This is a genomic window from Vibrio sp. R15-SG3-ISO1A (genome assembly GCF_059833955.1).
In genome coordinates, this window is record NZ_JCBDGH010000092.1 from 1 (window position 1) to 23,781 (window position 23,781).

16 protein-coding genes are annotated in these 23,781 nt (G+C 53.1%); 3 read left to right on the forward strand and 13 right to left on the reverse strand.

Going from position 1 to position 23,781, the window contains the following annotated elements; all coding sequences use genetic code 11:
* The 3 genes from acs to AC6R0L_RS16620 form a co-directional block, all read right to left on the reverse strand.
* A partial coding sequence (gene acs / locus AC6R0L_RS16610; protein WP_500629836.1) for an acetate--CoA ligase occupies window positions 1-1,929 on the reverse strand: 1,929 nt, incomplete at its 3' end.
* Window positions 1,930-2,153: 224 nt separating this feature from the next.
* Window positions 2,154-2,789, reverse strand: coding sequence for a 3'-5' exonuclease (locus AC6R0L_RS16615; protein WP_334554707.1), 636 nt, complete (start codon window positions 2,787-2,789; stop codon window positions 2,154-2,156).
* 8 nt (window positions 2,790-2,797) lie between these two features.
* Window positions 2,798-4,624 carry a DUF294 nucleotidyltransferase-like domain-containing protein gene (locus AC6R0L_RS16620; protein ID WP_500629837.1) on the reverse strand — a complete coding sequence of 609 codons (1,827 nt, stop codon included), beginning with the start codon at window positions 4,622-4,624 and terminating at the stop codon, window positions 2,798-2,800.
* A 332-nt stretch (window positions 4,625-4,956) separates the two neighbouring features.
* On the opposite strand from AC6R0L_RS16620, the gene AC6R0L_RS16625 reads away from it, so the two are divergent.
* Window positions 4,957-6,189 carry a 3-phenylpropionate MFS transporter gene (locus AC6R0L_RS16625; protein ID WP_500629838.1) on the forward strand — a complete coding sequence of 411 codons (1,233 nt, stop codon included), beginning with the start codon at window positions 4,957-4,959 and terminating at the stop codon, window positions 6,187-6,189.
* A gap of 124 nt (window positions 6,190-6,313) precedes the next feature.
* Window positions 6,314-9,805 (forward strand): hybrid sensor histidine kinase/response regulator, encoded by a 3,492-nt coding sequence (locus AC6R0L_RS16630; protein WP_500629839.1) that lies wholly within the window; start codon window positions 6,314-6,316, stop codon window positions 9,803-9,805.
* Window positions 9,806-9,888: 83 nt separating this feature from the next.
* Here the strand turns inward: AC6R0L_RS16630 and AC6R0L_RS16635 are convergent, their stop codons facing one another.
* From AC6R0L_RS16635 to AC6R0L_RS16645, 3 genes are all read right to left on the reverse strand, one after another.
* Entirely contained in the window at window positions 9,889-10,377 is a 489-nt protein-coding gene (locus tag AC6R0L_RS16635; RefSeq protein ID WP_500629840.1) for a hypothetical protein, read from the reverse strand.
* 139 nt (window positions 10,378-10,516) lie between these two features.
* Window positions 10,517-12,244, reverse strand: coding sequence for a sodium:solute symporter family protein (locus AC6R0L_RS16640; RefSeq protein ID WP_500629841.1), 1,728 nt, complete (start codon window positions 12,242-12,244; stop codon window positions 10,517-10,519).
* A 12-nt stretch (window positions 12,245-12,256) separates the two neighbouring features.
* On the reverse strand, window positions 12,257-12,520 hold the full coding sequence (locus AC6R0L_RS16645; protein WP_500627486.1) for a DUF4212 domain-containing protein: 264 nt from the start codon (window positions 12,518-12,520) through the stop codon (window positions 12,257-12,259).
* 384 nt (window positions 12,521-12,904) lie between these two features.
* Here AC6R0L_RS16645 and AC6R0L_RS16650 point away from each other — a divergent pair, with 384 nt between their 5' ends.
* Window positions 12,905-14,626 (forward strand): potassium/proton antiporter, encoded by a 1,722-nt coding sequence (locus tag AC6R0L_RS16650; RefSeq protein ID WP_500629863.1) that lies wholly within the window; start codon window positions 12,905-12,907, stop codon window positions 14,624-14,626.
* Window positions 14,627-14,648: 22 nt separating this feature from the next.
* On the opposite strand, the gene AC6R0L_RS16655 is transcribed toward AC6R0L_RS16650, so the two are convergent.
* The 7 genes from AC6R0L_RS16655 to AC6R0L_RS16685 all read right to left on the reverse strand — a co-directional run bounded on the left by AC6R0L_RS16655 (window position 14,649) and on the right by AC6R0L_RS16685 (window position 23,618).
* Window positions 14,649-15,278, reverse strand: a complete 630-nt coding sequence (locus AC6R0L_RS16655; RefSeq protein WP_334554691.1) for a response regulator transcription factor — start codon at window positions 15,276-15,278, stop codon at window positions 14,649-14,651.
* A 122-nt stretch (window positions 15,279-15,400) separates the two neighbouring features.
* Window positions 15,401-17,209: a protein-disulfide reductase DsbD gene (locus AC6R0L_RS16660; protein ID WP_500629842.1), complete on the reverse strand. Its 1,809-nt coding sequence runs from the start codon at window positions 17,207-17,209 to the stop codon at window positions 15,401-15,403.
* Between the two features lie 187 nt (window positions 17,210-17,396).
* Window positions 17,397-17,885 (reverse strand): arginine repressor, encoded by a 489-nt coding sequence (locus tag AC6R0L_RS16665; protein WP_500629843.1) that lies wholly within the window; start codon window positions 17,883-17,885, stop codon window positions 17,397-17,399.
* 250 nt (window positions 17,886-18,135) lie between these two features.
* The gene (locus AC6R0L_RS16670) at window positions 18,136-19,146 is read right to left on the reverse strand and encodes an ornithine carbamoyltransferase (RefSeq protein ID WP_334554681.1); all 1,011 of its coding nucleotides are present in this window, start codon (window positions 19,144-19,146) and stop codon (window positions 18,136-18,138) included.
* 87 nt (window positions 19,147-19,233) lie between these two features.
* On the reverse strand, window positions 19,234-20,145 hold the full coding sequence (arcC, locus tag AC6R0L_RS16675) for a carbamate kinase (RefSeq protein ID WP_500629844.1): 912 nt from the start codon (window positions 20,143-20,145) through the stop codon (window positions 19,234-19,236).
* 102 nt (window positions 20,146-20,247) lie between these two features.
* A complete protein-coding gene (gene arcA, locus AC6R0L_RS16680) occupies window positions 20,248-21,468 on the reverse strand; it encodes an arginine deiminase (protein ID WP_500629845.1) in 1,221 nt (406 codons plus the stop codon).
* 686 nt (window positions 21,469-22,154) lie between these two features.
* Window positions 22,155-23,618: a YfcC family protein gene (locus AC6R0L_RS16685; RefSeq protein ID WP_500629846.1), complete on the reverse strand. Its 1,464-nt coding sequence runs from the start codon at window positions 23,616-23,618 to the stop codon at window positions 22,155-22,157.
* Between the last annotated feature and the right edge of the window lie 163 nt (window positions 23,619-23,781).

A 23,781-nucleotide genomic window follows, 5' to 3' on the forward strand; every position in this document is an offset into this window, starting at 1 on the left:
GATGAGCTTGTCGACCACGCTTGGATCGGCCAAGGTGGAGGTGTCGCCGAGGTTGCTGGTGTCTCCGGTGGCGATCTTGCGCAGAATGCGGCGCATGATTTTGCCCGAGCGGGTTTTCGGTAGCGAATCGGTCCAGTGTAGTACATCTGGGGTGGCAATTGGGCCTATCTCTTTTCTTACCCAATCTTTGACCTCTTTGTGCAGCTCGGCAGAAGGGAACTCGCCGTCGATGAGCGTCACGTAAGCGTAGATGGCTTGGCCTTTAATATCGTGCGGAATGCCAACAATCGCTGCTTCGGCAATTTTCTCGTGCGCAACGAGCGCTGATTCAATTTCAGCGGTACCCATACGGTGACCGGAGACATTGAGCACATCATCGACACGGCCGGTGATCCAGTAGTAGCCATCTTCATCACGACGGGCGCCGTCGCCGGTAAAGTACATGCCTTTGAAGGTGGAGAAATAGGTTTGCTCAAAACGCTCGTGATCGCCATACACGGTGCGCATCTGCCCTGGCCAAGAGTCGAGGATCACCAAGTTACCCTCAGCGGCTTGTTCTTCAATTACGTTGCCCATGTTATCGACCAGCGCAGGTTGAACGCCAAAGAAAGGACGGGTCGCCGAGCCGGGTTTGAGGTCCGTTGCGCCCGGTAGCGGCGTGATCAAAATGCCGCCGGTTTCGGTTTGCCACCAGGTATCGACAATCGGAGATTGCTCATTACCTATGGTTTTGTAGTACCACTCCCACGCTTCTGGGTTGATGGGTTCCCCGACCGAGCCCATGATGCGTAAGCTGTCGCGTGAGGTGCCTTCGATGGCTTCATTGCCTTTCGCCATCAAGGCGCGAATCGCGGTGGGCGCGGTGTAGAGAATGTTGACTTGGTGCTTGTCGACCACTTCACTCATGCGACTGGTGTTGGGATAGTTCGGCACACCCTCAAACAAAATGGTTTTAGCGCCATTGGCGAGCGGGCCATAAATCAGATAGGTGTGACCGGTAATCCACCCCACATCGGCGGTACACCAGAAGGTTTCGCCCGGTTGATAGTCGAACACATATTTGAACGTCATGGTGGCGTAGACTAGGTAGCCACCCGTGGTGTGCAGCACGCCTTTGGGTTTGCCCGTTGAGCCTGAGGTGTAGAGAATAAACAGCGGGTCTTCGGCTTTCATCTCTTCCGGTGGGCAGTGATCAGAGGCTGCGGCGGTGGCTTTGTGCCACCACACATCGCGGTGATCGTGCCAATCAATGTCGCCACCTGTGCGTTTGAGCACCACGACTTTTTCAATCGTTTTCACTTCTGGGTTGGTGAGCGCTTCATCGACGTTTTTCTTCAAAGGCACCGCACGACCGCCGCGCACACCTTCATCGGCGGTGATCACCACTTTGGCGTCGGAGTCAATAATACGGCCAGAGAGCGCTTCCGGTGAAAAGCCACCAAACACGACGGTGTGCACCGCGCCAATGCGGGTACAGGCCAGCATGGCGATCGCCGCTTCCGGTACCATCGGCATGTACAGACAGACCACATCGCCTTTGTGTACGCCTTGCTCTTTCAGTGCGTTAGAGAAACGGCACACCTCTTGGTGCAACTCGTTAAACGTGAGCGTTTTGTCGTCTGCCGGGTCATCCCCTTCCCAGATGATGGCGATGTCATCGCCGCGCTCGGCGAGGTGGCGGTCAATACAGTTGGCGGAGACGTTCAGTGTGCCATCTTCAAACCAGCGAATATCGACGTGGCCGGTATCGAACGAGGTGCTTTTGACTTTAGTGAAGGGTTTGATCCAATCCACCACTTTGCCGTGCTCGCTCCAAAACGCGGTTGGGTCCGTGACTGATTGCTGGTACATGGCAAGGTAGGTGTCATTGTCCGCGTGGGTTGTGGCTTTGATGTTCTCTTTGACTGGATACACGTGGGCTTCACTCATGGCTAATCTCCTTATGCTCTGCTTGGGCTTGCCAAGCAAAGGTGTCCTGTTTGTTGTCGTTTTAAACGGTGAGCGTTTGAATTACTGTTCACTTTCGGCCACCGCCCCCGATTCGACAATTAGACTTTAGGATGAATGGGCGAGATATCGGTCGCTGAGGTCGGCGTAATGGCGAACTTTGCGATCTCGCGCACTCTCCTTGTGTACGTTCGCCTTGCGTACGTTCAGCGTGAGACGTAGGGCAAGTTAAGGCTCGGTAGGTCGCCGTGGGTTAAACGCACAAACACCATCGCCGCCGCGATGGCGTCTTGCAGCGCGTCATGGCGGCTTTGCAGCGGCAGGTCGAGATGTTTGCAGATGGCATCGAGGCTCAAATCGAAATAGGCGTTGGGTAGGTGTTTTTCCAGCTTGTCGTGGTAGATCTGGCTCACTTCGATGAGTGGGTTGGGCAGAGGAAACCCCAATTGCTTACGACACGCTAAGTCGAGGATTTTCTTGTCGTAGCGGATGTGATAGCCGACTAAAGGCCGATTGCCGATAAAATCGAGCAGTTTGATCAGAGCGCGCTTTTCATCGATGCCATCGAGCAAGTCTTGGTGGCGAATGTGGTGAATTTTCACTGAGCCCGAGTCGAGCGATTGCGGCGCGCGCAGGCGCACTTCAAAGGGCGCACTGGTGAGGATGCGATTGTCGATGATTTTGGTCGCTGCAATTGTGACCAGCTCGGCGCGGTTGGGGTCGAGGCTGGTGGTCTCACAATCGAGTGACACGTACTCCCCTTTTTGCAACGCGCCAAATAACGATTGGTAGGGGCTGCCTTTGAGTTTGTAGTACCAGTAACGACGCATCAATAGGTTCATGGATGACCTCAATCTCGGATCTGGTAGTGATAGCTGAGAAACTGCTTAAATTTCTTCACCACGTGCAAACTGTGGCGCAGCAGATCGCGCTCGGTGCGATCGAGCTGTTTGAGCTCAATTCGGTTGTGGGTGTGTTGGTTGCCAAGCTGCTGATGAAGGCGCAGTTTAAAAAACAGTTTCAGCGCTTCACTGAGGTTGTCAGCGGTATCAGGCTCGAGGATTTTTTTGCGCGCAAGACTTTCGATGCGTTCAAAGGTGTTGTGCTCCTCAATGCCGTATTCCAGCGCCAAGGTACGAATACCATGCACGATGGGGAAGATGCCGCCACTTTTCAGATCGACTCCCTTTTTGTCGGTTTTGACGTTGCCAAACAGCGTCAATGGCAAAGAGAATTGCAGCGCCGGACGACAAAAGTCCTGCAGCGCCAACATGTTGTTGAACATCAAGCGATGCAGGTGTTCCATGATGGGGTCGAGGAGCGCGAGATTGCCCGCCACCGCATGCGCATCACTGAAAATTGCCAAGTTCATAATCTGATCGGCGCTGCTCGCTTTGGCCCAGCGGCTCAAGGTGGCGCTCCATTGCGTCTGGCTTTTGACCCACTGCGGATTGTTGACCATCACATTGCCCGGGCAGAGCGGATAACCCAGCTGCTGCAAGGTATGGGTCAGCTGCTGCATGACGGCATCACACTGCGGCCATTCGAGGTCGGGGGCGAGAATCAGCGCGTTGTCTTGGTCGGTTTTTAAGATCTGCTCCCCACGCCCTTCTGAGCCTAAAACGATCAAACAGCAGTGATCGTGAAGGGCGGGAGGAACAATCAGTTCAAAGGCTTTCTCAATAATTTGTTCATTAACGGCAGAAATCAGCTCCATGATAAAGCGGGTGCGAATACCATTGCCAAGCAGGCTCTCGACCAAGTGGCGCTGGCGGTTCGACGCGAGCGCGAGCTCTTCGACACTGCTCGCTCTGGCAATACTCAAACTCAACACGTGTGAGTGAGTGGAAAAGGCGCTGAGGATTTGCGTCATATCCAGCATACCGACCGCTTCTTTGCCATCGGCGACCATCACGCGCTTCATGCGTTGACGCGTCATTTTGATCATCGCATTAAACAGAAACTCGCCATCGTCGACATGGATGACAGGAAAGGTTGCGATCTCGCCCACTGGGGTGTCGAGCGGGTGGTCATCCAACATGACCGCATGGAGCATATTGGTGCGTGTGACAATGCCAAAGGGCAGCTCATGAGGATGGTCGGCAAGCCTTGGATCATCCTCTTCTAATCGTACCAGCGCGGCATCAATAGCGTTCTCTTTGAGTGTGCGAGTCACCTCATTGAGCGGCATATTGGGGGCGATCACCATCGGTGGATGATAGATGGCTTTATCGACTTTGGTCAGAATGAACTCGGCTAGGTTTTGCTGCTGCTGCGCGGCTTCAATCAATTCCTGACGGCGCGCGAGGTTAGTATCAAAATAGGCGGCAAACTGGCCATTCTCGTTGTAGAGCGCCATAAAGGTCGCTTTGGGCAGCAGGTAAGCGAGAGTATCTTCTAGCGCCACGTAATGGTGCTTAGATTGGCCATCAAACAGGCCACGCACATCAAACAAGTCATCATTGGCGTAGTGAGCAAAAATTTCGTTGCCATCCTGCGAGCGCTCTTCCACCGCGCCTTTAATCAAAATATGCAGGTGCTCCACACGCGCGCCGGGCTTAATCAAGCTCTCTTTAGTGCGGAAATAGGCGACATCCAGCGCCGAGCGCAACTCGGTTTGCTGCGCTTCACTCAGCCTATCAAACGGCGGTGACTGCATATTGAATTTATCAGGCATAGCGGCTCTACACTCTCGTTCTACAGGTCGGGGGAGGTGAATAAATAAAGTGTGCGCGATCAGCGTATAAATGCCAGACGACTTTGGTCTTATAGGGGGGGGGAGTGCCTAGTGGCTAGTTCCTAGTTCCTAGTTCCGAGTTCCTAGAGGTCTGATTCTAAGAACTCGGCTCGTGCTTCTAGCAACCCACTTCTAGGAACTAGTCACTCGCCTCTAGGCACTGTCTTCTAGGAACTAGGAACTCCACTCTAGGAACTTCTTCCCTTTTTATTCCATGCAAACGCGGTCATAATGCCGCCGTTGTCTACTCCCTTATCCTGACTGAGGTTTGCATGTTCACTCCTTCTCCCTATGGTTGGATCTCACAATATTTTGCGGGGTTCTTTTTTGCTTATGGCGTCTATTTGCCTTTTTGGGCGCTGTGGTTTGAAAACCAAGGAGTGACGCCGACCGACATTGGTGTCTTGGTCGGGATTGGCTTTGCGACGCGCTGCGTGGCGAACTTGGTGTTAACGCCGCGCATTCATAAGGTGGAGCATTTAATGCCGGCGCTGCGTTGGTTCAGTTTGGCGGGGCTGCTGTTTGTCGGTTTCCACTTTTTTACCGGTGGAAGTTTTTGGTTAATGGCGCTGGTGACGGTGCTGTTTAACCTTTGCTGCGGGCCGATTGTGCCGCTCTCTGATGCGATGGCCAACTACTACGCGCGGCTCAATAAGCTCGATTATGGTCGCACGCGCTTGTGGGGCTCGATTGCCTTTATTGCCGGCTCGACTGTGGTCGGGTTTATGGTTGCCCATTTTGGCAGCGATATGATTGTGTTGACGGCGATGGCGGGCATGCTTGCGGCTTGGCTAATGAGTTTAAGGCGCATCCAGCCTATGCCGGTGACCAGTGATGTCAGCGCAGGCGTGAGACCGAAATTGATGGAGCTGCTGCGTGAAGGGCCAGTGGTGAAGTTTCTCCTGCTGGTGGCACTGATTCAGGGCAGTCATGCGGCTTACTACAGCTTTAGTGCGATTCATTGGAAAGCGGCGGGGTACTCCGAAGACATCATCGGCTATTTGTGGAGCTTAGGGGTGGTGGCGGAAGTGGCGGTGTTTGCCCTGAGCAAGCGACTGTTTTCTGGTTGGTCACTGCGCGCTATGTTTGCGCTCGCCTCAATCGGCGTGATGGTGCGTTGGGGCATGACGGCATCGACGACGCTACTGCTCGCTTTGGTGCTGATTCAACTGCTGCACGGCGTGACCTTTGCGGTGGCGCACATTGCCGCGATTCAGTACATACAACACTCTGAGCAGAGAAAAATGGTGGCGCTGCAAGCCTTGTACAATGCCATTCCGCTTGGCGCTGTGATTGCTTTGATGACGACCTTAAGCGGCTGGGGTTTTGAGCACTGGGGCGCAAACGTCTTCTGGGCGATGGCCTTGATGGGCGCTGTGTCTCTGTTTATTAAAGTGGCGCCACAAGATAATCCCGTGACCTCTGAGCAATTTGTCAATGAAGAGCAAGCCGCCAAAGAAGCAGAGCCGAAAGAGGGAGAAAAAGCCACGGAAAGCGGCGCGTAAAGCACAGAATTTACTCAAGTCGATTGAGTTGCCGCCAGCAAATTCGTTTAATAAGTTAACCCTTATCGCTCACTTCACTGGCGCGGCGATGGGGAGTACCGATAAACGACGATAAGGATATCGAATGCAAGGTTGGTTGGTGATCGCGGTTTCGCTTCTCTATCTTGGGCTGCTTTTTTTGATCGCATGGTATGGCGATAATCGCGTCAAGTGGTTGTCGCGCTGGCGGCCTTGGGTCTACAGCCTTTCGATTGCGGTCTACTGCACCTCATGGACGTTTTATGGCACCGTCGGTCAGGCGAGCAGCAATCCTTGGTCCTTTCTGCCTATCTATGTGGCGCCGATTCTGGTCTTTACCCTCGGTTGGCGCGTCCTCGCTCGCTTGGTGATCACCGCCAAGCGTGAGCATATTACTTCCATCGCCGATTTTATCGCGGCTCGTTATGGCAAATCTCAAGGGCTAGCAGTGGCGATCACCTTTATTGCTGTGATTGGCATTTTGCCCTACATCGCGCTGCAACTGCGTGGCATTACCATGGGGCTAGAGATCATCGCGCCGAGTGTGAGTGAGGATTTCGCCCGCTTTGGTTTTGATGTGTCCTGGTTTGTGGTCGGGGCGCTGGCGGTGTTTACCATGCTGTTTGGTACGCGTCATATTGATAATACCGAGCACCACCGCGGCATGATGATGGCGATTGCGTTTGAGTCGCTGGTCAAGCTGGTGGCGTTTTTGGTGGTCGGCTGTTTTATTCTCTACCTCGCCTTTCGTCGCAGTGACATTCAGTTGATGGCGATTGCCGCCGAGACGTATCAATCCCCCAATATCCCGACCTTGCTGATCCACACCGCCTTGACCATGATGGCGATCGTCTGTTTGCCGCGTCAGTTTCATACCATGGTGGTGGAGAACGAACGCGCGCAAGATTTACATACCGCGCGCTGGCTCTTCCCGCTCTATCTGGTGTTGATGGGGCTGTTTGTGCTGCCGATTGCGTGGGTTGGCCAAGGCATCTTAAGCGGCGAAAGCCCAGATACCTATGTGATCAGCTTGCCGATGGCGGTGGGCGCGCAAGATTTCGCTCTGCTGGCGTTTTTGGGCGGCACCTCGGCGGCCAGTGGCATGGTGATTGTCTCGACCATCGCGCTGGCGATCATGGTGTCGAATGATATGGTGATGCCATTGCTGCTGCGCCGTATGCGCCTCTCGCATCGTAACCATCGTCACTTTTCCGGCTTGCTGTTGATCATTCGTCGCGGCTTGATTTTGCTGCTACTGCTTGGCGCTTGGGGCTTTTATCAGGCGCTGGGCAGCATTCATTCGCTCTCTGCAATTGGCTTTCTCTCGTTTGCGGCGATCACCCAGTTTGCCCCGGCGCTGATTGGCGGCATGTACTGGCGTCAAGGCAATCGCAAAGGCGTGTATGTCGGGCTAGGTTTTGGTTTTACCTTGTGGCTGATCACCTTGATGAGCCAAACCGGCATCTTAGCGGGGGATGCACAAAGCAACTTCCTGTTGTGGATCATCACGCCGCCAGAAGGGTTGGCATCACTGGGCATTGCGCGCTCTGATTGGGGGATGCTGCTGAGCATCAGCGCTAACCTGTTCTTCTATTTGCTGGTGTCGAGCGTGACGCGCTCGAGCCTCAGTGAGCGGTTACAGTCAGCCTCGTTTATCGGTACGCCGCTGCCAGAGAGTGAGAACATGAGCCTCTACCAGAGCCGAGTGACGGTCGGTGAGTTGGAAATGCTCGCGTCGCGCTTTGTCGGCAGGCAGCGGGTGCGCAGCGCGTTTCGTCAATATTGGCAGCAGCAACGTGAGACACTGATGCCTAATCAGCAAGCGCCCTCGACTTTGATTCGCCATACTGAGCGCGTGTTGGCCGGCGTGTTTGGTGCCTCATCGGCGAAGTTGGTGCTCACCTCTGCGCTGCAAGGGCGCAACATGCAGCTTGAAGAGGTGGCGACCATTGTCGATGAGGCATCCGAGCTGTATGACTTTAGTCGCGGCTTGCTGCAAGGGGCGATTGAGCATATTGGCCAAGGCATTGCCGTGGTGGACAAGCAATTGCGTTTGGTGGCGTGGAATCAGCGTTATCTTGAGTTGTTTGAGTTTCCGCCCGGCTTGATTCAAGTGGGTAGGCCAATTGCCGATGTGATTCGCCACAACGCCGAGCAGGGGCTGTGTGGCCCCGGTGACCCAGAAGATCACGTTCGCAGGCGGGTGTATCATTTAGAACAAGGCACGCGCCACACCTCTTCACGTGTCAGGCCCGATGGACGCGTGATTGAGGTGCAAGGCAACCCGATGCCCGGCGGCGGCTTTGTGATGAGTTTTACCGACATTACCGTGTTCCGCGACGCCGAGCAGGCGCTTATTGACGCCAATGAAACCCTAGAAGAGCGCGTTCGAGAGCGCACCTTTGAGCTGGAAAAACTCAACAAAAAATTGGTCAGTGCGACCCAGCGTTCCGAGCGCGAATCGCAGTCCAAATCACGCTTTTTGGCCGCGGTGAGCCACGATTTGATGCAGCCGCTTAATGCCGCGCGCTTGTTTGCCTCCTCCTTATCTGAAGTGACGAAAGCTGACTCGGTCTCTATTTCTTCTTCGACTGCTATGGAGGAGGGGAAAGAGTCCGAAGCGCAGCGCCTTGCTCACCATATCGAAAGTGCCCTTGGCGCGGCAGAAGATTTGATTGGCGATCTGCTCGATATTTCGCGTTTGGAGTCTGGCAAGCTGGAAGTGCACATTCACCCCTTTGCGCTCAATGATGTGCTCTCCAACCTCAACGCCGAGTTTAGCGCTCTAGCGAAAAAGCAAGGCATCGACTTTCGCATGATGCCAAGTGACTTGGTGGTTGAGTCGGACCCTAAACTGCTGCGCCGCGTGGTTCAAAACTTCCTCACCAATGCGTTTCGTTATAATCCACAAGGCAAAGTGGTGCTCGGCGTGCGCCGCATCCAAGGTGAGGCGCGCATTGAGGTGTGGGATAACGGCGTGGGGATTGATGAAGACAAGCAGCAAGAGATCTTTGAGGAGTTTAATCGCGGCAGTCATGCCCAAGATGGCCAAGGGCTACGCGATCAAGGGTTGGGTCTGGGGCTCGCCATTTCCAAAGGCATCGCGCATGTACTCAATCATGAAATAGGGATGCGTTCATGGCCTGGGCGTGGCAGCGTGTTCTCGATTCGTCTGCCGCGCGCGGTGCATGCCAGCCCAGCTCCTGCGCCTGCCGCGGCGCCAAGTGTCGGCGATCTCAGCCACTTGCGCGTGCTGTGTGTCGATAACGAAACGGATATTTTGGTGGGGATGGAGACACTGCTTGGCCGCTGGGGATGTGAGGTGCGCAGCGCCACCGATCTGGTCAGCGCGCTGGCGGCGATGGACGAGCAGTGGCAGCCGGATGTGATTTTGTCCGATTACCGTCTCGATCACGGCCGAACGGGTTTAGAAGTGTTGCAGCAATGTCGCTTGCGACTGGGCGCGCGATTTAAAGGGGTGATCATCAGCGCCGATCGCACCCAAGAGATGATGCAAGGCATCGAGTCGAGCGGATTTGCGTTTATCGCCAAGCCGGTCAAACCGTTGAAATTGAGAGCCATGCTGAATGGGCTTTAGCCTGACGGAAAATTCATCGGTGTAAACGAAAAGGGAAAGCGAACATCGCTTTCCCTTTTCGTTCATGGTTCCTTTGCGGCCCATCATTCATTGCCAGTAAACAAGGTCTCATAGGTCACAAACGCTGTTTGGGTGTCACCGTAGTAGAGGGTGCCATCGGATTGCGCCGCGACGCGCAGCCAACTCTCTTGGGAGGCGGGGCTGGGTAGGGTGATGAACCACTGTTTGCCCTCACTGTCGGCGCGCTGCATGTCGACGGGGGTCGTGGTGGTGTCGATGTCATTCACTAGCGACAGTTTGACCCCTTGCAGTGGGTGCAGTGAGCTCATTGAGAGTTCTAACGTCTCTTCGGTCAACTTTTCAGAGCGAAACTTAATTTTGAACTCACCATTTTCCATGTCACACAGACCACTGGTATAACGGCAGTTGGATTTGCTGACCAACTTATACGCTTGGCCCTCTTTGGCGGCGTGCGGCTTTTCACTCACGGCCAAATCGGTACCGAAATAGGCGATGATGGAAAGAATCGGGGCAATCAATAGAGCAATGATAAAGTGTTTATTTTTGAACATCTTGGCTTCCTTGCAACCGCTCAAAGTTTTTTCGTTACCACTGTTTTTAGTGATAAGCGCTTTTCGTTACAAACGTAAGTTAACCCAATTTGAAGAATAAAAAAGCCCCAAACGGGGCTTTTGTGGTAGAGGTTAAGGATTAATGGTCAACTGCTTCGCCAGCACCTGCTGGAACACGCACGTGCTCGACCAAATCTTTCACTTCTTGTGGTGTTTCAGCGGTCACTTTCGACACCGCGAAGGCGACGATGAAGTTGACGACAGCACCGATGGCACCAAAGGCGTTAGGCTCAATGCCTAGGAACCAGTTGCTGCCCCAGCTTTCTAGGTATTTCCAATCGGCAATGAATAAGATGCCTTTATGTTGGAATACGTAGAACAGCGTGACGGTGATACCAGCGATCATGCCTGCAATCGCGCCCTCTTTGTTGATGTTCTTGCTGAAGATACCCATCATCAATGCTGGGAAGATCGAGGAGGCGGCAAGACCAAAGGCCAAGGCGACCGTACCTGCGGCAAAGCCGGGAGGATTGAGACCAAGATAGCCCGCCACCGCAATGGCGACGGCCATGGATATCCGGCTCGCCATCAGCTCTTTCTTCTCGGAGATGTTCGGGTTGATGACACCTTTGATTAAGTCATGGGAGATGGCAGAGGAGATCGCCAATAGCAAGCCCGCAGCGGTTGACAATGCAGCCGCGAGGCCACCAGCAGCAACTAACGCAATCACCCAGTTAGGCAGTTTCGCAATCTCAGGGTTAGCCAATACCATGATGTCACGGTCTACTTTCAGTTCATTAGTCTCTGCACTCGAGGTGTACTGAATGTAGCCATCATTGTTTTTGTCTTCGAAACCTAGCAGTCCTGTTTTTTCCCAGTTCTTAAACCAGTCTGGGCGCTCATCGTAAGCCAGGTGTTGGCCCGGCGCTGGGTTCACGGTATCCATCAGGTTCAAGCGAGCCATCGCCGATACGGCTGGCGCTGTGGTGTAAAGAATTGCGATGAACACCAATGCCCAACCGGCAGAGGTACGCGCATCACGCACTTTTGGCACCGTGAAGAAACGGATGATAACGTGCGGAAGACCTGCCGTACCAATCATCAGTGACATGGTGTAGACGAACATGTTGAGCGTATCGCCCCGCACTTGGGTGGTGTACTCGGTAAAGCCGAGTTCGGTCACCACTTGATCGAGCCGGTCGAGCAGATAGACATCCGTCCCGGAAAGGGTACTACCTAGGCCAATTTGTGGCAGAGGGTGCCCGGTCAGTTGCAGAGAGATAAAGATTGCAGGAATAGTGTAAGCAAGAATGAGGACGCAATACTGAGCAATCTGCGTGTAGGTGATGCCTTTCATGCCGCCCATAACCGCGTAGACAAACACGATACACATACCGATCAACAGGCCAGTCGAGTAGTCCACTTCCAAGAAGCGACCAAACGCCACGCCCACGCCTTTCATCTGACCGATAACATAGGTCACCGATGCGATGATAAGACAGACAACCGCCACCACGCGCGCGGTGTTGGAGTAGAAACGCTCACCGACAAACTCAGGTACGGTGAACTTACCAAACTTACGTAGATAAGGGGCAAGCAGCAGCGCGAGAAGCACGTAGCCGCCAGTCCAACCCATTAGGAAGACGGAGCCGCCGTAGCCCATAAAGGCAATCAGACCCGCCATCGAGATGAACGACGCCGCTGACATCCAGTCCGCTGCGGTCGCCATACCATTGGCAATCGGGTTAACCCCGCCGCCTGCGACATAAAACTCTTTGGTTGACCCAGCGCGTGCCCAAATCGCAATCCCGATATAGAGAATGAAAGTGGCACCCACAACAAGGTACGTGATTGTTTTCAAATCCATCTGAGTGACTCCTTACTCATCCACGCCGAATTCACGGTCCAGTTGGCGCATCTTCCACGCGTAGTAGAAAATAATGCCAAGAAACGTATAGATGGAGCCTTGCTGGGCAAACCAGAAGCCGAGTTTGTATCCACCGATTTGAATTTCATTCAGTACGTCGACAAATAATATGCCGCAGCCAAAAGATACGACAAACCAGATGACCATTAAGGTGATCATCAGTTTTACGTTTTTATCCCAGTAGGCTTTGGCTCTTTCCTGACTTTCGAATGCCATTGCCGCCTCCTTACGATTTCGCTAGTTAAATGGGGTGTTCGGTTAACCTGCTAGTGAGGTCAGTGCTTGTTAAAAAAATGTTTCACCATGTACATTAGCAAGGCAATGGGCGAAAAACCTTTCAACTTTAGTCGGGGCGATAAGGATAAAAAGGGCCCTAAAATGGGCGCTTAGCGAGGTTTACTGATAAATTTGTGATGTTAATAACTTGTTAAGTTAGCCAAAGGTCTAATGTCTTGAGAAGGGAACCGCTCAATTAGTGTTGATATGTTGACCGACAATTTGCATAGGTTGACCATTTCCCGCTACTGCCAAGAGAAAACTATGGGTAGAATAACTCATTGACTCCAATTGTATTTAAGGGGGTAAAGCTTGACGGTAGATATGATCAATGGACTGTTTCTTACTGGGACGCTTCTTCTTGTTATCAGTGTGTTATTCAGCCAGCTCTCCTCGCGCCTCGGTGTACCTATCCTCGTTTTGTTTCTCTGCGTCGGTATGCTGGCCGGGCAAGACGGCCCGGGAGGCATCAAGTTTGACAGCTATTCCACGACCTATTTGGTCAGTAACTTAGCGCTGGCGATCATCTTGCTCGATGGTGGGCTACGCACTCGTATCAGCAGCTTTCGTTTGGCGTTCTGGCCGGCGTTTTCTTTGGCCACCTTTGGCGTATTTTGCACCACGTTTCTCACCGGTTTGCTCGCCACCTGGCTCTTCAATCTCACTTTGCTACAAGGCTTGCTGCTTGGCGCGATAGTCGGTTCCACTGATGCTGCGGCGGTCTTTTCACTCCTTAAAGGGCGCAGCATCAATGAACGGGTGGGCGCGACGTTGGAGATTGAATCAGGCACCAATGATCCGATGGCAGTGTTTCTCACCATTACTTTGATTGCGGTACTGGCGGATCCAACCGCGGTGCTCAGCGTTGGGTTCGTGTCACTGAGTTTTGTGATGCAGTTTGGCATCGGCATCGCCCTTGGGCTTGGTGGCGGCTGGTTGTCTTTGCAAATCATCAATCGCATCCAATTACCAGAAGGCATGTACCCGATTCTGGTCTCAGGGCTTGGCGTTGGGCTGTTTGCATTGTCGAACACCTTGGGCGGCAGCGGCATTCTCACCATCTATCTGTTTGGTTTGCTGCTGGGTAATTTGCCGACGCGCTCAAAACACTCGATTTTGAATGTCATGGATGGACTGACATGGTTTAGCCAGATCATCATGTTTGTTGTGCTTGGCCTGCTGGTCAATCCGAAAGATTTACTCGATATCGCACTGCCGGCACTGGCGCTCGCGTTCGGCATGATTGTATTTGCTCGCCCTATTGCGGTGTGGCTCAGTTTGCTACCGTTTGGCAAGTTTCGCCCCAGAGAGAAGTGGTTTTTAAGTTGGGTCGGATTGCGCGGCGCTGTGCCGATCATTTTGGCGGTATTCCCTTTGATGGCTGGGCTGCCCAATGCGCAGATGTATTTCAATATCGCCTTTTTCGTCGTTATGGTCTCGCTGATCGTGCAAGGCGTGAGCTTAACTAAGGCGGCCAAGCTCGCCAAAGTCGAGCTGCCACCCCAGCCCGCGCCGGTGGCGCGTGCAGGGATCGAGATTTTCCCAACCAGCAATTGGGAGCTCTATGTCTATCGCTTGGAAGCGGAGAAGTGGTGTATTGGTGAGCCATTGAGTAAGTTGGCGATGCCGGATGGAACGCGGATTGCGGCGCTGTTTCGTCAGCGAACCTTGCTCCACCCATCGGGCAGCACTGTGCTGCAAGCGGGCGACACTTTATGCGTGCTGGGCCGAGAAGAGAACCTTGAGCCGTTAAGCCAACTGTTTAGCACCGCGCCTTTGGCGGAAACTCAAACCCGTTTCTTTGGTGACTTCTTTTTTGCCGCCGAGGTTTCGCTTAGCGATGTGTGTCAGCACTACGGCATTGATGTGCCTGTTGAATACGCGACGTTCACGCTAAAGCAGTTGGTGGCGGAGCAACTGCCCCATCAAGTGGTGCTTGGCGACAGTTTTGATTGGCAGGGGCTGAGGTTTGTCATCTCTAAAGTGGAGAACTACGAAGTGACGCAGTTGGGTCTGTGCCTTCCGGACTCGCAAGAGCCAGAGTAGTGTTGGCCTACTACCAGTAGTGCTAGTCGTTGAGTTCGCTAAGTAGTATTACCGCTTGGGTGCGATTTTTTACGCCCAGTTTGCGGAAAATGGCGGTCATGTGCGCTTTGATGGTCGCTTCTGAGACGTTGAGCTCATAGGCGATCTGCTTGTTGAGCAGTCCGTCGGAGAGCATGCCCAGTACCTTGTATTGCTGCGGGGTGAGGGTCGCCATTTTCTCGGCGAGATCATTGCACGCGGCATTCTCGACAATCGAACCCTCAGGGAAGTAAGGGTCGCCCGCCAGCACTTGATTGAGGGCTTTCACCAGCTCGCGCATGTCACTCGATTTAGGGATAAAACCAAACGCGCCGTGGCTTTTCACTTGCGTGACCACCGAAGGCTCTTCACTGGCTGAGACCACCACAATTGGCAACTCTGGGTACTCGGCGCGCAGTTGAATCAAGCCAGACATGCCATTGGCGCCTGGCATTTTCAGATCGAGCAGCAGCAAGTCGGGCTCATCTTCTTTGGCGAGCAGCGTCATCAAGGCATCGAGGGAATCGGCCTCAAGCAGATTGGCCCCACTGACCGCCATATGTACCGATTGGAACAACGCGTTGCGAAACAGCGGGTGATCGTCTGCGATGATGATGGTGTAGGTCGAGTCCATGACGTTGCACACTTATGATGATTTAGTTAATAGAATTATTGTCAGCTTTGCCGCGCCGGACAATCTTTATCCACTAAAAGTCTGAAGTGTATCGGGTTTTGAACGCAAATCTGAGGCGCCTGTCATGGCTTTGGGTAAGACGCCTCAAGGTGCGCTAAAAACGTCTCGGCTGGCATAAATCCTGTGATGCGAGCATTTGGCATCGGCTGACCATTGGCATCCCAAAAATCAATGGTCGGCAAACCGAGTACGCCGAGTTGTTTGAGTAGCTCGATGTCTTGCACTTGGTTGCGGGTGACGTCGGCTTGCAACAACACAAACTCGCTCAGCTTGGCTTCCACATCGGCTTGGTGGAAGGTGTATTTCTCAAACTCCTTACACGCGACGCACCAGTCGGCATAAAAATCGAGCATCACAGGTTTGCCTTGCTCTCGGGCTTGGCTGAGGGCTAAGTTGAGCTCGGCGACGTTGTTGATGCGGGTAAACTCAATGCTCGGAGAAGCTTGCGAGTGGGCGCTTGGGCCATCAAACCAAAGATTGAGCAGTGGCTGAGCGCTGGCGAACAAACCGAGCACCGCAACAATGCCCACCACACTTTGCTTCCAGCCGCCAAAGGGCAGTGCATTTTTACTGTGATAGAGCCAGCCAAACGCCGCGATACCGAGCCCCGACCACAGCGCACTGCTCCACAGTTCGGGCAGGATACGCTCAAGCAAGAAAATCGGCGCCGCGAGGAGGATAAAACCAAATAGCGTCTTGACGCGATTCATCCACTCTCCCGCTTTTGGCAACAACTGATTGCCAAAGACCGCGACCAAAATCAGAGGAATGCCCATACCGAGCGCCAACGCGTAGAGGGTGATCCCGCCGGTAAACAAGTCGCCGCTTTGCGCCACATACAAAAGCGCCCCCGACAGCGGCGCCGTGGTGCAGGGTGAGCAGACTAAACCAGAAATCGCCCCCATGCTAAACACACCGACCAGATTGCCACCTTGCTGCTGATTGCTCAGTTGATTGAGCCAAGTTTGCAGGCGACTTGGCAGTTGCAGCGTATAGAGCCCAAACATCGACAAGGCCAGCGCGACGAATAATACACTCAGCCCTATTAACACCGCGGGGTGTTGCATCGCCGCTTGGAACTGCAAACCAGCTTGCGCCACCACCAAGCCAAGCAAGGTGTAAGTCAATGCCATGCCTTGCACGTAGACAAACGAAAGACCCAATGCGCGGCGCGTATTGATTTGACCGCTGCCGAGCACAATGCTGGTCAAAATCGGGTACATCGGCAAGACACACGGGGTAAAGGCCAGGCCAATACCCAGCGCGAGAAACAGCAGCGGTGTCCAAACGCTCTCGCTGATGCGATCGGCTAGCTGTGCCTGTTGTGAGCGTGATGAGTCTGTCGCCGTGTCAGTCGTGACAGGCGTCTTTTCTGAATTGGTGGAGGTGGGCGCGATGACGACATTGGGGTCTTGAAAATCAAACGAGGTCAGGTCAATGACCTTAGTTTCGGGCGGATAGCAGAAACCGGCTTTGGCGCAGCCTTGGTATTGAACCATCAAGCGAGCCCCGGCTTGATATTCGGCCAAAGGCACCTCGACAAACAGCGGCGTGGTGTAGATGTTCACGTCACCGAAAAACTCATCATGATAGGGCTCACCTTGGCGCAGTGTGATGTCACCTAACGTGATGTGCTCGCCACTGATGGCAATCTTATCTTGATAAAGATAGTAATCTGGCTTGATTTGCCAATCGAGATGGACCCGCGCGCCTTGCTGCACCGCATTGAAGGCAAACGCCTCATCAACAGTGACAAAACGATTGTCCTCATTGGCAGGACTGAACGTAGATTGCGAATTGCCAAACAGAGCCCACACCGAGCTCGAAAAGAGAGAAAGAATCAGTACAACAAGCGAGAAAGCGAAGCGCATAAGACCGTCACGTTAACTAAGATGGATTCAGTGTAACTCAATCAGACAGGAGATCGGATGGATAAGTTTCAAATAGTGCCTAGTTTCTAGTTCCTAGTGCCTAGAAGATCGCACCCATCACCCATCACCCATCACCCATCACCATCCCTCTAGGAACTAGGCACTCGCCTCTAGGACCTATTCCCTATCAACTCACTCCTAATCTCATCCGCACTATCCGCTCACACGCATCAATCTTTTGTGTGTCTTTTGGGATGATGAGTACGGTGTCGTTACCGCCGACGGTGCCAAGGATTTCGGTGTGTGGGTCGATGTCGACGAGACGGGCAACCAGTTGGGCGCTGCCGGGGTGGGTTTTGACGACCACCATGGATTGGTTGTGGGTGATGAACTCGATTTGTGACGAGATGGAGGACTCGACGCGCACTGGTGCGGTTTCGACCGTGATGCAGTAGACTTTTTTGCCGCAGGCGTTTTGCACCTTGACGACGCCAAGTTGCGACAGCAAGCGAGAGACAGTCGATTGACTGATGCCCTCGAAACCGATGTTCACCAGGGCTTCTCTGAGCTCATTTTGAGTGGAAAAGCTTTGTTGTTGCAGTAGCCGTTTGCACGCTGAAGTGAGGGTTTTGTCATCGGCAAATTGGTCGTCCGCGAGATGAAGAGTGTCACTCATAAGGACCCCTTATTATGATTATCGCCATCCTGATGGGAATGAGTACACAGCTCCATCTATGTACCCTTGTGGGTTGTTCAATGAAAAAGCGCCGTCGCGCACGCTGAGTTTATCACCAATAAAAGTGTGGCTATATGATACTTGTCACCAAATAAAAAACTAATGACAAAGTGTTTTTCTGGTCATTTATTCTAATAAAGCGAGGCTGTTGTCAGCCCCGCGAGTCTCTTAGTTCATCTAAAGCCGGTGGTTACGCACCTAGGGTCGCCACCATCACCGCTTTGATGGTGTGCATGCGGTTTTCCGCCTCGTCGAAGACAATCGAGTAGTCCGACTCGACCACTTCATCCGTCACTTCACAGCCGTCTTTGAGCATGGGATATTCGCTCGCGAGCTGTTTGCCGACCGTGGTGTCTTCGCCGTGGAAGGCGGGTAAGCAGTGCATAAACTTCACGTGCGGGTTACCGGTGGCTTTGATCATCGCCATGTTGACTTGATACGGCAGCATCAAATTGATGCGCTCTGCCCACGCTTCTTTCGCTTCGCCCATGGACACCCAGACATCAGTGTAGAGGAAGTCACAGCCTTGCACGCCCTCTTGCACATCGTCGGTGAGCGTGATTTTAGCGCCTGTGGTCTGGGCGATGTCGCGGCAGGTGGCGACCAAACTCTCTTCTGGCCAGAACTGTTTTGGCGCAACGAGGCGGATGTCCATGCCCATTTTCGCCGCGCCCACCATCAAGGAGTTGCCCATGTTGTTGCGTGCGTCGCCAAGGTAGGCAAAGGAGATGTCGCGCAGCGCTTTTCCGCGGCCATGTTCCATCATGGTCAGGAAGTCGGCGAGGATTTGGGTGGGGTGGAACTCGTCGGTCAAACCATTCCAGACGGGCACACCGGCGTATCGGCCGAGCTCTTCAACGATCTCTTGACCAAAGCCGCGATATTCGATGCCGTCATACATGCGGCCCAGCACTCGTGCGGTGTCTTTCATGGACTCTTTATGGCCGATTTGTGAGCCTGAGGGGCCTAAGTAGGAGACTTGCGCGCCTTGGTCAAACGCCGCCACTTCAAAGGCGCAGCGAGTGCGGGTTGAGGTTTTTTCGAAAATCAGCGCGATGTTTTTGCCTTTGAGGCGCGGCTGCTCGTAACCGTTGTATTTGGCTTTTTTCAGTTCAGCAGAGAGCGCGAGCAGATGGTCAATCTCACGTGGGGTAAAGTCGAGCAGTTTAAGGAAGTTGCGGTTACGTAAATTGAAAGCCATGGTGAATTTCCTTCTAAAAAAGAGATGATGACGTGCAATGTCTGTTGAGGCTCGGCGCGAAGATGGCCCGAGCCTCGTTGTCTGTTGTTAGCCTTTGGTGATATTAGTGCCGGCGGTGCCTTGTAAAATCGCTAGGCCATCTTCGAGGGCGCCGATGCCAACCACCTTGCCTCCTTGGCGAATGAATTCGCACGAGGCATCAATTTTGGGCCCCATTGAGCCTTCATCGAACGTATAGTGCGCCAGTTCGCTAGGGGTGGTGGCACGTAGCGGATGCTGAGTTGGCTTGCCCCAATCGAGGTAGACGGCGTCAGCGTCAGTCAGGATCAATAGCGCGTCGGCATTGAGCTGTTTGGCGAGATAGGCGGCGGACATGTCTTTGTCGATCACCGCTTCAACGCCCATCAATTTACCGCCTTCCCGTTTGACCGGAATGCCGCCGCCACCGGTACAGATCACCAAGTGCCCTTCGGCGATCAACTTGGTAATGGCTTCGTGTTCTATGATGCCTGTCGGTTTAGGGCTCGGTACGACGCGGCGAAAATGCGCGCCATCGGGTTTGACGGTCCAGTGATAACGCTCGGCGAGTTCGCGCGCTTCGGCTTCTTGGTAAATCGGTCCAATCGGTTTGGTTGGATTGGCGAAGGCCGGGTCATTTGGGTCGATGGTCATTTGCGTCAACATGCAAGTGATGTTGGTGCTCGGCATCTGGTTTTTAAACTCTTGCATCAGCATGTAGCCGATCATGCCTTGGGTTTCACTGCCCAGCACATCGAGTGGGTAGGGCGCGACTTTCTTGTATTCAAGACCTTGCAGCGCAAGCAACCCCACTTGCGGGCCATTGCCATGCACCAACACCACGTTGTAGTGCTCGGCGATTTTGGCGATGGTGTTGACCGCGATTTCAATGTTGTGGCGCTGCACCTCAGCTTCGAGCGGCTCACCGCGGCGAAGTAGCGCATTGCCCCCTAGGGCGACAACGACGGTTTGTTTGTTCATAGCTCTGTCTCCACAGAGCAAAAGCGCCCGCTTTTGCTCCTTGTTGATCCGATGATAAGGATGAATGGGTTGATAACGATGGCGTTTGTGATGACCGCGGGCTTAGATGCCATCGCGCTCAATCGGGCAGCTCATGCAGCGAGCGCCGCCGCGGCCTCGTCCCAATTCATCCCCAGGGATAGGCAGTACCTTGATGCCGGCTTTGTCGTATTTTTCATTGGTGTAGGTGTTGCCCTCATAGCCAATCACGACGCCCGGTTTGACGGTCAACACGTTGTTGGCGTCGTTCCACTGCTCACGCTCAGCGTTGAAGTTATCGCCGCCCGTGGTGATGAGGTTGAGTTGGCCAACGCCAAGCGCTCTTTCAATCGCCGAGACAAAGTAGCCTTCCTCTTTGACGCGCACCGCGCCAGACTCGTCACCCGTCAAGCTCCAACATTTGACGTCTTTGCGCACCACTTCTGGGTAGACAGAGAAGGTGTCTTCGCGCATGTGGGTCATCACGGTATCCAAATGCATGCAAGAGCGATGTTTAGGCAGCTCCATCGCAATCACTTGTTTGGCTTGGCCGTGTTTAAATAGGCCGGCAGCGAGGTGCTCCACCCCTTGCGGTGTGGTGCGTTCAGACATACCAATCAAGACGCTGCCACGGCCAATGACCAATACGTCACCGCCCTCAATGGTTGAGTTGTCGTACAGCGCCTCTTCATCACCAAAGTATTTGATGAAGTCTTGCCCTGCGAAGGTTGGGTGCCAGCGGTAAATGGCGCGCACGTGGTTGGTTTCACGTTGGCGGGCCGGCTTCGCCATCGGGTTGATGGAGACGCCACCGTAGACCCAGCAGGAGGTATCACGGGTAAAGAGGTGATTGGGCAGCGGCTCGATAATAAAATCGGTCGGTGCATGCAGCGCTTGCATCATTGAGGAGGAGCGCATAGGCATTTCCGCGTAGGAGAGGCCGCCGGTGAGAATTTTCGCCAATTCAAGATGGGGCAAGTCGCCCAGATAGCAGCGCACGTCGTTGGCAAAGGTTCGGCCTAAGCGGTAGTCAGATACCTGACGATTGAGTAGCCACTCCTTGGCTTCTGGTACTGCCAGCGTCTCTGCCAGCAGGTCGGTCAATAGCAGCACTTCCACCCCTTGATCGCGCAGCGTCTGGGTAAACACATCGTGTTCATCACCGGCACGTTCGACCGCTAACACGTCGTCAAACAGTAGCTCGTGGCAGTTCGAGGGGGTTAAGTGGGTGAGAGCACGACGCGGGCGGTGAACCAACACGCGACGTAATTGACCGATTTCAGAACCTACGTATAACTTACTCATAATCGTATCTCTCTATTTATTTTTTTATTTAATGTATCTGTGACAAATTAAATAAGGGTGTAGGGATTATTTGAGAGTGAATTTAATTATTCACTTTGTTGTTCTGATATTCATATTACGCCCTAGAGAGGAGGATTCTCTGCGCTCAGTCACACTTCATTTTTTCTTGCAGCCCTTGCTACGCCTAGGGTTTTAACAATATCCATGCAGTTGTTACCAAGCTGTGATGATGTTGGTTTTTCGCTCTGTAAGGATTTTTATTCACTGATTGACAGCAAAATAGCGCAGTGAGAGTCAATCACGGTAAAGAGAGGGAATTGTATTCATGTCGATATTTATAATGGATAGAATGAGCGTGCGGTTTTATGCGCTGTTTTTATTTATATAGTGACTTCGTTTATCTTTTGACTGTGTTTGTTAATAAATGAATGTGTTAATTTGTCTAGGTGATCACGCTTGTTTTTGTTTTTATTCATCAATGCATGGGTTTTATTTCTGGATAAGAAAAAGTAACCCAGTCTATAAAACAGGATTATCCAAATGGAATAAAAAATCGAAACGTAAGGATAAAGAAAGTGCAGATAAAGAAAAAGCCACACACGTGGCTTTTCTTGATTGAGTCTTGCAAGAAGGGAGAAAGCAGGACAACCGTTTCGTCATCCTGCTTAATGGCTTTGCGTGAGCGGTTACAGTAGCGCACCTAGGCTTAACGCCAACACACAGAACAGAGTCAAGATAGCGAGCAGCGGCGCGACCCATTTCACCCAGCGAACGTAAGGCACGCGGGCGATCGCAAGGCCACCCATCACCACGGCTGAGGTTGGCGTGATGAGGTTCACCAGCCCTGATGCTGATTGGTACGCGGTGATCACCAAATCACGACCGACGCCGGCAAAGTCGGCCAATGGCGCCATAATCGGCATGGTGAGTACGGCAAGACCAGAGGTGGACGGCACCAAGAACGAGAGCAAAATCTCTAGGAAGAACATCACGTTAATAAAGACGACCGAGGAGAGCCCAGTCACCATCTGCTCCGCTGAGTACAAGATGGTGTCGGTGATCATACCGCGATCCATCACCACCACAATACCGCGCGCAATACCGATGATGAGAGCAACGCCAAGTAGGTCGCGGGCGCCATCAATAAAGCTGGTGGTGAACTCCTCTTCGCTCATACGTGCCACGATACCGACAATGATGGTAGCGGCCAGGAACATGGCTGAAATTTCCGCCATCCACCAACCGGCAATGGAGACACCGTAAATCATGACCGCGAACGAGAGGCCAAAGATGGTCAGAATCGCTTTGCGTGTGGTGGTGAACTCAAGGCCTTGCTCGGATTGATTACCCAAGAAGTGCGCTTTGTTCTCTTCATACTTATCAAACACAATCGATTTGGATTGGTCTTGGCGCACCATGCGTGCATAGCGCATCACATAGGCGACACAGATTGCCCAGCCAATCACCAACATGATGGCGCGCAGCATGATGCCATCGGTGAAGGGAATGCCCGAGGCGTTGGCGGCAATCACAGTGGCGAACGGGTTGATGGTTGAACCCAAACAGCCAATCCCGGCGCCAAGCAACACGGTCGCGGCGGCGACCACAGGGTCAAAACGTGCGGCCATCATCACGGGCACAAGTAAGGTATAGAAAGGCAAGGACTCTTCCGCCATCCCATACACGGTGCCGCCTGCGGCAAACAGTGCCATCAAGATGGGGATCATCATCTCTTCCCGTCCTTCAAGGCGGTGAGTGACGCGCTCTATCCCAGCATCAATCGCGCCGGTTTTGGTCACTAGGCCCAAGAAACCGCCGATGACGAGGATAAACAGCGACACATCAATCGCGGCCGCTTCGTAGCTGTTGTGGTCATAAAAGCCATCTATCGGCGCAAGCAAGACATCAATCACCCCTTGTGGATTGCCTTCCACAGGCTGATAAGTGCCCGTCACGGGCACTTCACGGCCAAGGTCTTCATTCATGGCGCGGTCATATTGGCCAGCGGGGATTATCCACGTCAACATGGCCACAAGGGCTATTAAGACAAATAAGATGGTGTAGGCGGAAGGGAATTTAAAGTTGGCAAAAAAGCCGCGTTTTTTCTCTTCGCTGTTTTTATGTTCTCTAGGGACAATTTGAGTGGTCATGATGATCTCCTTACTTGTATTGCAAAGGGTGAATACAAGTGAATCTGTGACAATAGATAGCGTTATTATTGATAGGCATGATCGAATTTAGAACTAGTGTAAATTTCGTCTCAAAGATTAACCTTGGAGCGGGTCACAAATTACTGTCCTATATTTTTGGCCA

What these genes read in the sequence shown, in the direction of transcription:
- AC6R0L_RS16615 (WP_334554707.1), bottom strand. Translation starts at nt 2,789, where the DNA reads ATGAACCTATTGATGCGTCGTTACTGGTACTACAAACTCAAAGGCAGC.
- AC6R0L_RS16620 (WP_500629837.1), bottom strand. Translation starts at nt 4,624, where the DNA reads ATGCCTGATAAATTCAATATGCAGTCACCGCCGTTTGATAGGCTGAGT.
- AC6R0L_RS16625 (WP_500629838.1), top strand. Translation starts at nt 4,957, where the DNA reads ATGTTCACTCCTTCTCCCTATGGTTGGATCTCACAATATTTTGCGGGG.
- AC6R0L_RS16630 (WP_500629839.1), top strand. Translation starts at nt 6,314, where the DNA reads ATGCAAGGTTGGTTGGTGATCGCGGTTTCGCTTCTCTATCTTGGGCTG.
- AC6R0L_RS16635 (WP_500629840.1), bottom strand. Translation starts at nt 10,377, where the DNA reads ATGTTCAAAAATAAACACTTTATCATTGCTCTATTGATTGCCCCGATT.
- AC6R0L_RS16640 (WP_500629841.1), bottom strand. Translation starts at nt 12,244, where the DNA reads ATGGATTTGAAAACAATCACGTACCTTGTTGTGGGTGCCACTTTCATT.
- AC6R0L_RS16645 (WP_500627486.1), bottom strand. Translation starts at nt 12,520, where the DNA reads ATGGCATTCGAAAGTCAGGAAAGAGCCAAAGCCTACTGGGATAAAAAC.
- AC6R0L_RS16650 (WP_500629863.1), top strand. Translation starts at nt 12,905, where the DNA reads ATGATCAATGGACTGTTTCTTACTGGGACGCTTCTTCTTGTTATCAGT.
- AC6R0L_RS16655 (WP_334554691.1), bottom strand. Translation starts at nt 15,278, where the DNA reads ATGGACTCGACCTACACCATCATCATCGCAGACGATCACCCGCTGTTT.
- AC6R0L_RS16660 (WP_500629842.1), bottom strand. Translation starts at nt 17,209, where the DNA reads ATGCGCTTCGCTTTCTCGCTTGTTGTACTGATTCTTTCTCTCTTTTCG.
- AC6R0L_RS16665 (WP_500629843.1), bottom strand. Translation starts at nt 17,885, where the DNA reads ATGAGTGACACTCTTCATCTCGCGGACGACCAATTTGCCGATGACAAA.
- AC6R0L_RS16670 (WP_334554681.1), bottom strand. Translation starts at nt 19,146, where the DNA reads ATGGCTTTCAATTTACGTAACCGCAACTTCCTTAAACTGCTCGACTTT.
- arcC (WP_500629844.1), bottom strand. Translation starts at nt 20,145, where the DNA reads ATGAACAAACAAACCGTCGTTGTCGCCCTAGGGGGCAATGCGCTACTT.
- arcA (WP_500629845.1), bottom strand. Translation starts at nt 21,468, where the DNA reads ATGAGTAAGTTATACGTAGGTTCTGAAATCGGTCAATTACGTCGCGTG.
- AC6R0L_RS16685 (WP_500629846.1), bottom strand. Translation starts at nt 23,618, where the DNA reads ATGACCACTCAAATTGTCCCTAGAGAACATAAAAACAGCGAAGAGAAA.